This is a genomic window from Amycolatopsis sp. FU40, assembly GCF_021903635.1.
Classification (GTDB): domain Bacteria; phylum Actinomycetota; class Actinomycetes; order Mycobacteriales; family Pseudonocardiaceae; genus Amycolatopsis; species Amycolatopsis dendrobii.
Genome location: NZ_CP091381.1, coordinates 2,339,296 through 2,351,905, shown reverse-complemented (window position 1 = coordinate 2,351,905; position 12,610 = coordinate 2,339,296). Strand labels below are relative to the sequence as shown.

The 12,610-nt window shown below is 71.6% G+C and carries 8 protein-coding genes; all 8 read right to left on the bottom strand.

Translation table 11 applies throughout. The features are described from left to right. Positions 1-115 precede the first annotated feature (115 nt). The gene (locus tag L3Q65_RS11695) at positions 116-619 is read right to left on the bottom strand and encodes a hypothetical protein (RefSeq protein WP_182896241.1); all 504 of its coding nucleotides are present in this window, start codon (positions 617-619) and stop codon (positions 116-118) included. A gap of 36 nt (positions 620-655) precedes the next feature. Further along, positions 656-1,387 (bottom strand): alpha/beta fold hydrolase, encoded by a 732-nt coding sequence (locus L3Q65_RS11690; protein WP_182896242.1) that lies wholly within the window; start codon positions 1,385-1,387, stop codon positions 656-658. A gap of 247 nt (positions 1,388-1,634) precedes the next feature. Further along, positions 1,635-6,578, bottom strand: a complete 4,944-nt coding sequence (locus tag L3Q65_RS11685; RefSeq protein ID WP_237599621.1) for an RHS repeat-associated core domain-containing protein — start codon at positions 6,576-6,578, stop codon at positions 1,635-1,637. A gap of 160 nt (positions 6,579-6,738) precedes the next feature. Continuing rightward, positions 6,739-7,329, bottom strand: coding sequence for a TetR/AcrR family transcriptional regulator (locus L3Q65_RS11680; RefSeq protein WP_182896244.1), 591 nt, complete (start codon positions 7,327-7,329; stop codon positions 6,739-6,741). Positions 7,330-7,410: 81 nt separating this feature from the next. Then, the gene (locus L3Q65_RS11675) at positions 7,411-8,226 is read right to left on the bottom strand and encodes an ABC transporter ATP-binding protein (protein WP_237599620.1); all 816 of its coding nucleotides are present in this window, start codon (positions 8,224-8,226) and stop codon (positions 7,411-7,413) included. After that, complete coding sequence (locus tag L3Q65_RS11670; RefSeq protein ID WP_237599619.1) at positions 8,223-10,049, bottom strand: dipeptide/oligopeptide/nickel ABC transporter permease/ATP-binding protein; 1,827 nt, start codon at positions 10,047-10,049, stop codon at positions 8,223-8,225. The genes L3Q65_RS11675 and L3Q65_RS11670 overlap by 4 nt, the downstream gene beginning before the upstream one ends. Further along, a complete protein-coding gene (locus tag L3Q65_RS11665; RefSeq protein WP_182896247.1) occupies positions 10,046-10,987 on the bottom strand; it encodes an ABC transporter permease in 942 nt (313 codons plus the stop codon). Before L3Q65_RS11665 ends, L3Q65_RS11670 begins: the two co-directional genes overlap by 4 nt. Positions 10,988-11,053: 66 nt before the next feature. Then, the gene (locus L3Q65_RS11660; RefSeq protein ID WP_182896248.1) at positions 11,054-12,577 is read right to left on the bottom strand and encodes an ABC transporter substrate-binding protein; all 1,524 of its coding nucleotides are present in this window, start codon (positions 12,575-12,577) and stop codon (positions 11,054-11,056) included. Positions 12,578-12,610 lie beyond the last annotated feature (33 nt).

Here is a 12,610-nt window from a genome sequence, read left to right as displayed (position 1 = left end):
CGGGAGACACCTCGTGGATTCGCGTGCTCTGCCCGATCCAGGCCGCCGCAACGGCCTGTGCGCATCGCGATAACTGTCCGCCGCCGAGCGGAGCCGGCTCACGTACCGCGGCAGGTCAGCCCTGAGCCTCGCGAAGGATTCGCACCGCTTTCGGGCCGACGCCGTGCAGCGCGAGGAGTTCGGCGTCGGTCCGCTCGGCAGTGTGCGCGAGGGTCGTGATCCCGGCCGCGTGGAGGGCGCGCGTGGCCGGGCTCCCGATCGCCCTCGGCAGGTCGCCGACTTCTCCCGCGACCGCCGTGCCCGCCGCGGCTACCGGGGCGGCCAGCCGCTTCGGCGCGCGGGCCAGCCACGCCCGCCGTACCCAGTGGTTCAGCTGCTGTCCGTCGAGATCCCCGATCGGCAGCCGCACCCCGGCGCGGGCGACCCGGCGCGCAGTCGGGTGTTCGGCGCGCAGGTCGTCCGCGTCGGGCCCGGTCATCCGGAGCACGACCTGCCGATCCGGGCGCAGGGCGGCGAATTCCTTGCCCCGCACGGCGAACGCGACCGTGCCGTCGACGGTCAGCTCGGCCGTTTCCGGGTAGGACAGGGCAGTTCTGCGGAGCTGGGCCAAGGTCGTCACCAGCACAGGCTGGCACGGACGCGGCCGTTTCGCCGGTCAGGCCGCGTCCGGCGCGCCGAGGAAGTCGAGCACGGCCTCGCGCAGTTCCACTCCGACGAGCGCGCCGCGGTGATCGCCCGCGACGTGCCGCATCCGCGCGCCCGGCACCTGCGCTGCCAGCTCTTCGATGCCGTGCGCCATCAGGTCTTCCCGTCCGGCGAGGAACAGCGTCGGGACGGCCGGGACGCCCGCGCTCGGATCGAACGGCTCGGCCGCCAGGCCCTCGACGAGGTTCAGCAGCGACTCCGCGTCCCCCGCGCTCGCCATGGCGGCGATCGCACCGGTGAGCGGATCAGCGGGCGACGGTCCGCCTCGGACAGCCGCTCGTGCGGCGGCGAGATCGACCGCGGCGAACGGTTCCCGCGGGCTCAGCCCGCCGAGAACGAGGCGGCGCACCGAAGTCCGGGGATGCCGGGCGAGATCCCAGGCGAGCCGCGCGCCGAGCGAGTAGCCGACGACGTCGACCTCCTCCGTGCCCGCGCATTCGGCCAGCGCGTCCACGACCCGGGCGGCGGTGACCTCGCCGGCCTCGGCGACCTTCGGACCGCCCGCGTGGCCGGGCAGGTGCACCACGATCGTCTCCCGTCCCGCGGCCGCCAGCGGGTCGGCCCAGCACTCGGCGGGCCAGTCCGCCGCTGCCGAAGACGCGAAACCGTGAATCAGCACGACCGGAGGCCCGGCGGCGGGACGGGAGGACAGCGTGCGGGTGACCGGGAACGCGGTTGTCATTCTCCAAGCGTAGACAAAACCTCGCGTCTGGTCCAGGACGACGCCACGCGGAGCACGCGCACGGACCGGAATCCCGCCGAACGGCCGGGAAAAGGCCGCACACCGGCTGATCCCGGCGGGAATTCCGGCACGCGCGCCTCCGAGATCCGGTGGCATTTCCGCCGGACTCGCCGCTCCGGCGAAGCCCCGGCCCGGAGCCGCCGCGGCAGGACGACGCCCAGTGCCGCCGTCCTGCCTTCTCCCCCGCCTAATCGAGCCGCGGGCGCTTGGCGGGCCGTCCGTCGGGAGCGGGAGGGCCCGGCAGCTTCGGCGCGGTGGGCGTGGTCGGCGCGTCGGGCGTCCACTCGCCTTCCTTGTAGGAAGGCCACGGCCCGCCCTGGTCCTTGAACCCCGGGTGGTCCCGGTTCCAGTACTCGGGCAGGCCGTGGTTGTTCGGCCCGGGGGCTTCGTAGCGGTCCTCTTTCGACCCGCTGCCCGACGAACGGCCCGCGGACTCGATGCCGTGGTAGGTGTCGGTCTGGTTGTTGTGTTCGAGGTTGTCCTGACGCGGCCGCTTCATCCCGTTCTTGTTCCAGTCGGTGCCCGCCGCGGTGTCGTGCCCGAGCACGCCGCCCTGCCGTTCGGGGTCGTTCTTGAACGCGGGGTTCTTGCTCTTGCTGTGCCCCTTGATCTCGTTGCCCGGCTGGCCGGTGTAGGACTCGCCGGGCTGTTTCGTGTCGAACCGCCGGTCCGGGTGGCTCAGCCAGTTCTTCAGCTTCGTCTGGTCGGTCCGGCTCAGCTGGCCGAGGTTGTTCTTGTCCAGGTGCGACAGTTCGGGAGGCAGCGGCGATTTCGCCGCCTTCGCCCAGAGCGGGATCATGTTGCCGTGCATGTGGTCGGGGTTGACGTAGCCCGCCGCGGTGCGGTTGCTGTACTTGGGCACCATCTTGCCCGTTTTCTTGTCCAGCTTCTTCGCCCCGTACTTGCCCCCGGGCGACATCTTGTCGTACCAGGCGGGCCCGTGATTGGGCACGTCGGTGTTGATCCGGAGGTCTGGCCTGCCTCGCGTGGTGGTGCCCGAGGGACCGGCGCCCGAGGGCGTGGTCCCCCTGCACAAGTCCGGGGCGAGCCCGTACGGGTCGGCGTACGCGTGCGGGTTGCCCGCGAAGGCGTACTGGTGGGAGCCGCCGTCGAGGCCGATCGGGTCCGGGCTGAGGTAGCGGGCCAGCGCCGGGTCGTAGTAGCGGGCGAGGTTGTAGTGCAGCCCGGTTTCGGCGTCGTGGTACTGCCCTTGGAACCGCAGCGGCGTGCTGGCTCCGGCCGCGGTCTCCTGCACGGCGGCGCCCCACAGACCGGTGCGCGCGTACCAGGTCACGCGGCCGTCCGGGGCCACCAGTTCCGCCGGGGCTCCCGAGAGGTCCGCCACGATCAGGCTGAACTGCTCGTCGACCGGCTCCCGCGGTCCGCGCGACGCCAGTTCCCGTTGCAGCAGCGGGCGGAAGCTGTCCGGCTCGTAGTCCCACGCGGTGACCCGGCCGCGCGCGGCCTGTTCCACCAGCACGCGGTCGTCCCAGGTGAAATCGACCCGCTCGAGCAGCGAGACGCCGTCCGCGGCGAAGTGCTCCTTCGCGATCCGGCGGCCGAACGGGTCGTACGTGTAGTGCCAGCGGGTGCCGTCCGGGGTCAGCACGTCGGTGAGCTGGTCGCCGGGGTTCCACGAGAACTGCCAGACCGCGCCGGGAGCCTCCCGCCGGACCATGCGCCCGCGTTCGTCGTGGACGTAACGGACCGCGCCCGCGCCGTCGACGACGTTGCCGCGGTACATCCGTCCGCCGAGCGCGTGCCGCTCGGTTTCGGCCGGCCAGTACGCGTTGACGAGGTTGCCCGCGGGGTCGTAGCCGTAGCGCTCGGTCCACTGCGGCGAACGCACCGCCGTGACGCGGCCGGCGGCGTCGAGGGTGAACTCGCGCGGTCCGGTGAGCCGGTCGCGGAGCGCGCCGAGGTGGCCGTCCGGGCGGTACTGGTACGCGCGTTCCTGCACCGGCTGCCCGGCGCCGGTGCTGATCGTTTGCGCGAGCAGCTGCGCCGCGGCCGACCAGGATGACTCGACCGTGACGCCGCCGTCCAGCGTCCGCCGGACCTCCCGGCCCGCCGGGTCCCGGTCGAAGCGCAGCGTGCGCCCGCCCGCGCGCAGCGCCGCCGGTTCGCCGCCTTCGTAGTCCCACGTGCTTTCCGCGCCGGACGGCGTCCGCCGCCAGATCCGGCGTCCGGCCGCGTCGTAGGCCGACCGGATCGTGCGGCCGTTCACCGTCTCGGCGACGACGCGGCCGGCGGCGTCGCGTTCCAGCGTGACCTTGGTGCGCCCGTCGTCCGCGCCGGTGATCCGGCCGTCGGGGTCGTAGCTGAAGCGCGTGGTCACTTCGCCGACGGTCTGCTCGACGACGTTCCCGGCCAGGTCGTAGCGGTACGTCGAGGTGCCTGCCGGGTCGGTCCGCTCCACCAGCTGTCCGGCCGCGTCGTAGCGGTACCGCACGGTCACGCCGCCGAAATCGGTCTCCCGCACCAGGTATCCGGCGGCGTCGTACTCGTGGCTCCAGACGAGGCCCTGCTCGTTGGTGACCGCGATGAGCCTGCGCTCGGTGTCGTAGCCGAACGAAACCCGGCTGCCGTCCGCGCGGTTCTCCGCGGCGAGCAGGTCGAAGTGGGTGTATTCGCCGGTGCTGACCCCCGCCCCGGCGTCGGTGTGGGTGCGGGCGTTCCCCTCGCCGTCGTAGGTCCACCTCTCGAGCGCGCCGTCGGCGTCCCGGTGCCAGACGAGCCGACCGTCCACTGTGTACCCGAACCGGTCCTGCGCCCCCGCCGGGGTGGTGATCGCGACGATCCGGCCGAAGCGGTCCCGGTCGTAGCGGGTCGTGCCGCCGCGCGCGTCGGTGACCGCGACCGGAAGCCCGCTCTCGTCGGACTCGATCCGCGTGGTGGCCCCGAGCGCGTCGGTCACCGACGTCAGGACCCCGCGCTCGTCGTACGTGCTGGTGGTGGTCGCGCCGTCCGGCTCGGTCTCCCGCAGCAGGTTGCCGGACTCGTCGTACTCCCACCGCTTGACCTGGCCGGACGGTCCGGTCATCGACACCGGCAAGCCGGACTCGTTGCGCTCGTAGGTGGTGCGGGCGCCGTCCGGGGCGGTGACCGACAGCAGCTCGCCGAGGCCGTCGTAGGTGTAGGAAGTGGTGCGGCCCAGCGGATCGGTCTCGCTGAGGAGCCGGTCGCGGGCATCCCACTCGTAGCGGGTCGTGCGGCCGAGCGGGTCGGTCTCGGCGATCACCTGACCGGCCTCGTTGAACCGGAACTCCGTGGTGTGGCCCAGCGAATCGACCGACCGGGTGATCCTGTTGCCCGGGTCGTACTCCATCGTGCCGCTGAGGAATCCGCCCGAGCCCTCGGTGCGCACGACGCGGCCCTCGGCGTCGTAGTGGTAGCGGTACCACTCGCCGTTGCGGTCGGTCCAGGACACGATCCGGCCCGCGTCGTCGTACTCGTAGCGCATGGCCGTGCCGGACGGGTTGACCACCTCGGTGAGCCGGCCGTCGGTGTAGCCGAACCGGGCGAGTTCGACGTCCGGACCGGCGCCGACCGAATGGTAGGCGGTGACGCGGCCGCCGGACGTGGTCACGCGCACGCGGTACCCGGCGCTGTGCCGCAGCTCCACCGGGGTTCCGTCGGCGTCGCGGAGGAAGTCGACGCGGTGGCCGTGGCGGTCGCTGAGCGAGAGCAGCGCGCCGGTGTCCCCGGCGAAGCGCATCGCGAGGGCCGTCACCTGGTCCTCCACCAGGTAGCCGCCGTCGTCCAGCCGGGTCAGCGGGCGCAGCGGGCCCTGTTCGGCGACGATCCACTCGCCGACCGGCGGATGCGGGTAGTGGGCGACGGTGCCGTCGGCGACGGCGAGGCTGACGCCCGCGTCGTGCACCTCGATCCGCTGGTCCACAGTGGACATCCAGCTCGCGCCGAACAGCCCGCCGGTGCGGAAACCGGAGAAATGCGTGCGTTCCAGCCGCAGCGGCAGCGTGCCGAAGAACTCGGCGTCGACCTCGGCGAGGATCATCTGCCCGGTCGAGACGTCGATCGGGTCCTTCTCGCAGCGCACGTTCTCCGGCGAGCGCGGGTTGGTGCCCTGGTCCTTCAGCGGCGGCGATTTCGGTTGCGCGGCCGGGGGTTTCTTCGGCGCCGGCGGCGGGGACTGCATCCCGCGGGAAGCGGGCGGCGGGACCGGGCCGCCGCCGTGGCCGCCGCCCGGCGAGGAGTCGCCCTTGGGCGGAGGCGGCGGCGGGTCGCTCCGGTGCGGCGGGGGCGGAGCCGCGGACGAGGTGGTGGTGGACTCGTCGGCCTTGCCGCCGCCCTTCCCTCCCGGGGAGCCCTTCGGCGTCGAGATGTCCTTCGGCTTCGGCGCGGCGGGCGGTTTGCCGCCCTTGATGCCCTTCAGCGACTTGGCGGCGTCGCCGAACAGCGTCCCGGCCTTCTTCAGCAGCGGCAGCAACGCCTTGAGCGCCTGCACCAGGCGGGTCGTGAGCTTCGCGATCTGCGCCGCGGTCTTGGCGACCGCGGCGGCGACCTGCGGCACCACCCACGCCAGGCCGATCCCGGCCGTCAGCAGGACCTGCAGCGCCCAGCTGATCAGGTGCCCGACCAGTTGCGCGATGATGTCGCGCACCAGCATCCGCACCGCGGCGACGACCTCGCCCGCGGTCTTCACGCCGGACGCGGCGCCCTCGGTGCCCTTCTGCGCCGCGCCCAGCAGGTTCGCGACGTCCTTGGTCCGCTCCCGGTAGGCGTCGGCCGCCTCGCCGGTCCAGGACTGCAGATCCCGTTCGACCTGCTCGGTGAGGTCCGCGCCGATCGACTCGAGTTCCTTCGCGACGTTCGTCCAGGTCTCGGCCTGGGCCTTGATCTGGTCCGCGTCGCCGGTGAGCGCGTTGAGCGCTTCCTTCAGCGGGCCCACGTGCTCCATCAGCCAGGCGACCCCGGCGGCGAGGATCGCGCCGAACGGGTCGAGCGCCGTCGACAGCGCGTCCAGCGCGACCCCGACCGCGCCCATCGCGACCGACGCCCACGACCCGCCTTCGATCGCCTCTTTCAGGCCCGCGGCGGCTTCGAGAAGACTGATCCCGGAATACGCCGTCGTCGAATCCTTCGTCGGCGCAATCAGCGGATTGCTCAAGAAGCCCCCCTCGGCTCGTCGCTCGCCCGGGCGCGCGCCGCCCGGCCGACAGCCGACGTTAGCAGTGGACTTCCCGGGCATCCGGGGCAACCGGACCCAGATGCGCGCGGGTTTGCCCGTGCGTTCCCCGGAACCGCCCTTCCGCGCCCCGGGCGCGGGTTCAGAGAGCGACCCTGGCCATCAGCCCGTCGATGTAGGCGCGGTACCGCCCGGCGACCTCCCCCACCGGATGCATCAGACTGGTCACGTTCGCCCCGATGGACACCGCGACGATCTCGTCCGCCAGCACGGTGATCGCGGGCGCGCCGGGCTCCTCGCCTTTCCCCCGGGCAGCCGCGATCCGCGTGGTCAGCTCCGCGCGCCAGCTGGTCAGCAGATCCCGGTACTGCCGGGCGAGATCCGGGTTCGCCACCGAGTGCTCCCACAGCACGAGCAGCACCCGCGCGGACGCGATCTGGTGCTCGTCGAACGGGATCGCCGCCTCGACGAACCCGCGCAGCGACTCCATCGGGCCGAGCGCGGGGTCGAGTTCGGACATCCGCTGCGAGGTCTCTTGCAGCACGCTCTCGAACGTCGCCGCGATGATGCTGTCCTTGCTGGGGAAGTAGTGCTTCAGGGCACCGTTCGCGAACCCGGCCGCGGTGACGATGCTGCGCATCGTGGCGGCTTCGAACCCGCCTTCGATGATCAGCTTCTTGGCGACCTCGACGATCTCCCGTCGTCGCTGATCGTGATCGATGACCTTAGGCATGGTTGCAGACTCTAACTCGTATTCTCGCGCGGCGGAGGTGACCCTGCGGGTGCCGATTCGGGGCGGCGGGCCCCGGAGTCGTCACCCGAGCCCGAGCCGGGCGGCCCGGCGTTCCGCCTGCCGGGCCGGGTCCGCCACCGGAGCGGCCAGCAGCAGCCGCTGCGTGTACGGATGCTCCGGCGCCCGGGTGACCGCGGCGGTCGGGCCGGACTCCACGATCTCTCCCCGGTACAGCACCGAGACCCGGTGGCAGATCCGGTGCACCACACCCAAGTCGTGCGACACGAACAGGTACGACACCCCGGTTTCGCGCTGCAGTTCCAGGAACAGGTCGAGGATCGTCGCCTGCGTGGTCAGGTCGAGCGCGCTCACCGGCTCGTCGCACACGATCAGCCGCGGCCGCCGGACCAGCGCCCGCGCGATCGCGATCCGCTGCCGCTGCCCGCCGGAGAACTCCCCGGGATACCGGTGCACGGCGTCCGCTGGCAGGCGCACGCGGTCGAGCATGCCGGCGACCGCCGTCCGGGCGTCCGCGCGCGAGGTTCCCGCCACCACCAGCGGTTCCGCGAGGACTTCGCCGACCGTCATCGTCGGGTCCAGCGAACCGTACGGATCCTGGAACACCACCTGGATGTCGCTCGCCAGCCGACGCCGCACGGCACCGCGAGCGTGGGTGATGTCCTCGCCGTCGAAGGTGATCCGGCCGGACTCCGGCGCGGCGAGGCCAAGGACGGCTTTGCCCAAAGTGGACTTCCCCGACCCGCTTTCGCCGACCAGCCCGACGCATTCGCCTGGCTTGACGTCGAGCGAGATCCCTTTCAGGGCCCGGAAGCGCACCCGGCGGCTGAGCCGGTAGTCGACCACGAGGTCCTCGATCGCGAGCAGCGGAGCGGTCATCGTCCGGCCTCCTCTCCGGCCGCGTGGGCGAGGCCGCGCCGTTCCCAGGCTTCGTCCAACTCTTCCCGTCCTTCGGTGTCGTCCAGCGACGCGCTGATCAGCTCGGCGGTGTAGGGGTCCTCGGGCGCGCGGAAGATCCGTTCCACCGGACCGGTTTCCACGATCCGGCCGTCCTTCATCACCACGACGCGGTCGCAGATGTCCGCGACGACGCCGAAGTTGTGCGTCACGATCACCAGCGCCATCCCGTACTCGGCCTGCAGCTCGCGCAGCAGCTCCAGCACCTCGGCCTGCACCGTCACGTCCAGCGCGGTCGTCGGTTCGTCGGCGACCAGCAGCGACGGCCGCCCGGCCACCGCGCCGGCGATCAGCACGCGCTGCGCCATGCCGCCGGAAATCTGGTGCGGGTAGCTCGCCATCACGCGGTCCGGGTCGGTGAGGCCGACCTGCAACAGCACCTCGCGCGCCCGTGCCTTCGCCGCGGCCTTGTCCAGCCCGTGGACGCGGCGCAGCGGCTCGACGAGCTGGTGCCCGATCAGGTAGCACGGGTCGAGGTTCGTCATCGGCTCCTGCGGCACGTACCCGATCTCGCGGCCGAGCAGTTTCGCCCGCTCCGCCGCGTTCCCGACCTCGCGCCCGCCGACCCAGATCGCGTCGGCGACCGCGGTTCCGCCGGGCGGCAGGAGATCGAGCACCGAGAACACCGTCTGCGTCTTGCCGGATCCGGATTCGCCGACGATCCCGAGCACCTCGCCGGGAGCCGCGTCCAGTGACACCCCGCGCACGACCTCTTTGACGCCCTTGTCCGTCGCGTAGCCGACGCGCAGGTTCTCGATCCGCAGCGCGCAATCCGCCGCCGCGTGCTCGTGCGCGCCCGAAGACCCGCTGTCGCCCAAAGCATCCGGCGCAGGAGCCGCGAGCGCTTCCCGCACCCGAGCCCGGCCGCGCCGCGTCGGCTGTTCGGCGCGGACGCTGACCAAGTCGGCGAGCGTCGAGCCTATGAAGGCCAGCGCGGCGATGGTCACGCCCAGCGCGATCGACGGCCACAGCAGGATCAGCGGGTACGTCAGCATGTTCAGGAAGCCGTCGTTCATCGTCTGGCCCCAGCTGGGCGTCGACGCCGAACCGATGCCGAGGAACTGCAGACCGGCCTGCATGCCGATGGCGAGCCCGGCGGTGAGCGCGGTCTGCACGATGATCGGCGCGTACACCGCGCGCAGCAGGTGCGTGCGCAGGATCCGCAGCGTGCCGACCCCGGCCACGCGCGCGGCGTCGATGTACGGCTCCCGGCGCACCGTCAGCGCACGGGCGCGGGTGATCCGGTAGTACCCGGGCGCGAGAAACACGCCGAGCGCGATCATCAGCACGGTGAAATCCTGGCCGGTCCCGGCCGCGACGACCAGCAGCACGATCATCCCGGGCACCGACTGCAGCGCGTCGCTGATCCACGAGCAGATCCGGTCGGTCGCGCCGCCGAAGTACCCGGCGACCACGCCGGTCGGGACGCCGAGCACGATTCCGGTGACGCAGGTGATCACGCCGCCGTACAGCGTGGTCCGCGCGCCGTAGAGCAGGCGGCTGAAGATGTCGCGTCCGGCGGAGTCGCCGCCGAGCAGGTGCCCGTTGCCGGGTTCGGCGTGGGTCAGCACGAAGTCGACGTGGTTCGGGTCGTACGGGGCCAGCCACGGCGCGAACACCGCGGCCAGCACGACGATCGCGAACACGACCAGCGCGACCACGCCGACCGGGCGGCGGAAGTACCGGCGCGTCAGCGAGATCCGCTTCACCGGGGCGAGCGTGGCGGGGAACGGGGCAGCGGTCATCGGTCGCGCACCTTCGGGTTGACCCACCCGAGCACGAGGTCGAGCAGGAAGTTGACGATCACGACGAACACGACGGTCACCGCGGTCAGGCCGAGCAGCACCGGGATGTCCCCGATCTGCGACGCCGACTGCGTCAGGCTGCCGATCCCCGGCAGGTTGAACACGATCTCCACGACCACCGCGCCGCCGAGCAGGCCGACGAACATCAGCGCCAGCACGGTCAGCGCGGACGGCGAGGCGTTGCGCAGCACGTGCGTCGTGACCCGGCGCGACGACAGGCCGCGCGCCCGCAGCGTGCGCACGAAGTCCTGGTTGGCGACCTGGAGGAAGCCGTTGCGCAGTTGTTCGGCGATCATCACGATCGCGCCGAGCGACAGCGAGATCGACGGCAGTGCGATCGAGCGCAGCCAGCCGGTCACCGACTGGTCCGGCGACACGTAGCCGACCGCGGGGAACCACTGCAGCTGGATCGCGAACCAGGTGACGAGCACGAGGCTGACCCAGAACCCGGGCAGCGCGAACAGCACCACCGACGCGAGCTTCAGCACGCGGTCGACGACGCCGCCGGGACGCAGGCCGCAGATGACCCCGACGAGCACACCGAGGATCGCGGCGAGCAGCGTGGCGGCGATGACGACCGACAGCGTCACCGGCACCCGCAGCGCGATCTGCTCGCCGACCGGCTGGAAATTCCGCCAGGAAGTCCCGAAATCGCCGGTGGCCGCGTGCGACAGCCAGTCCCAGAACTGGACGAGCAGCGGCCGGTCGTACCCGATCTGGGCGCGCAGCGCCGCCTGCTGCGCGGGGGTCGCGCTGTTGCCGAGCAGCCCGGCGGTCGGGTCCCCCACCGCCGTGTGCGCCAGGAAGAACGTGCCGCTCGTGACGAGCACGAGCAACAGGATCCCGGACACCAGGCGTTTGACGATGAATGTGAGCATGTTCCGGCTCCTTCCCGGGGCGGGTCCCTCCACAGAGGACAGACCCGCCCCGGGACGACGGGCGCGTCAGCCGCGCTGGATGAACCGCAGCGTCGGGAACATCATGCCGGTGATCGGCGTGACGGTGATGCCCTTGACGCTGAAGTAGAGGTTGTCGGCCTGGTACCAGACGTTCCACCAGGCGAGGTCCACGAGCTTCGTGTTCAGCTCCTTGAGCGCCGCGGTCTGCGCCGGGCCGGGCTGGGCCTGTTCCGCCTTCTGCACGAGCGCCTTCACCTCCGGGAAGGCGTCCACCGACGGATTGGGGTTGTACCACTGCTTCGACGTGACCTGGTCGGTCAGCGTGGCCATGTCGTTGCCGTCCATCGCGATCACCGCGAGGAACATCGGGTACGTCGGCGCGTTCTTCTGGTAGTCCGGCATCGACATGTTCTGCCAGTCGACCTTGATGCCCAGCTGCCCGAAGGTCTGCTCGGCGGCGGGCTGCCACGCCTGGAAGATCGTGGACATGGGCATCTTCAGGCTGAACCCGTTCGGATAGCCCGCCTCGGCCAGCAGCTGCTTGGCCTTCGCGAGGTCAGTCTTGTACTTGCCGTTGCCCGCCGGGTCGTACACCTGGCTGCCACTCGGCCACAGCTGGTCGGTGACCGTGCCGGCGTCGTTGCCGACCGCCTTCAGGATCCCCGCCGCGTCGAACGCGTAGGAGATCGCCTGCCGCACGCGCTGGTCGCCGAGCGCCTTCACCTGGCTTCCGGTGCGGTCGGCGAACTGCACGCCCACCCACGACGCCGGCTTCTTGGCGACGTTCCAGCCGTTCTGCTGTGCCTTCGGCAGGTTGGCCGCGTTGGCGAACTGGACGTTCAGCTGGCCGGAAAGCATCGCGTTGAAGCTCGCCGCCTGGTCGGTGATCGGGAACAGCCGCACCGTCGGGAACGGGTAGGTGGCGCTGTCCCAGTGCTTCGCGCGCTTCTTGAAGACGTACTGCGACTGCGGCTGCGAAGACGCCTTGTCGAAGGTGTACGGGCCGGAGCCGTCCGGGCCGTTGGCGAGCGAGTTGGCCTTGATCGCCTTGGGCGAGGCCATCCAGCTGCGCCCGAGACCCATGAAGTACAGCAGCGCGTCGTCGCGTTCGGACAGATGGAGCACGACCGTCGAGGCGTCCGTCGCCTCGACGCTCTTCACGTCGATGTAGGCCTGCCCGGACCGGGTGCCGGACTTCAGGTGGTTGAGGTTCTCCACCGCCGCGGCGGAGTCGAACTTCTGGCCGTCGTCGAACGCGACGTCGTCGCGCAGGTGCATGGTCAGGGTCAGCCGGTCGGCCGACCAGTCCCACGACTTCGCGAGCGCCGGGATCGGCTTGGCGTCCTTGTCCAAGGCGACCAGCGGGTCGTAGACCGCGGACAGGTACGGGCCGTCGAAGCCGATGTCGGCGTTGGCCGGGTCCCACGACGTCACGTCGAGGAACACGCCCGCCTTCAGCTCGTCGGTGCCCGCGCCCGCCCCGGCGGCGCCCGAGCCGGTGCATCCGGCGATCGCGAGCAGCGCCGCGGCGGCTGCCGCGAACAACGCCGCTGTCCTTGTCCTCGTCATTGAGTCCCTCTCTCAGGGTGCTGGACCGCCGGC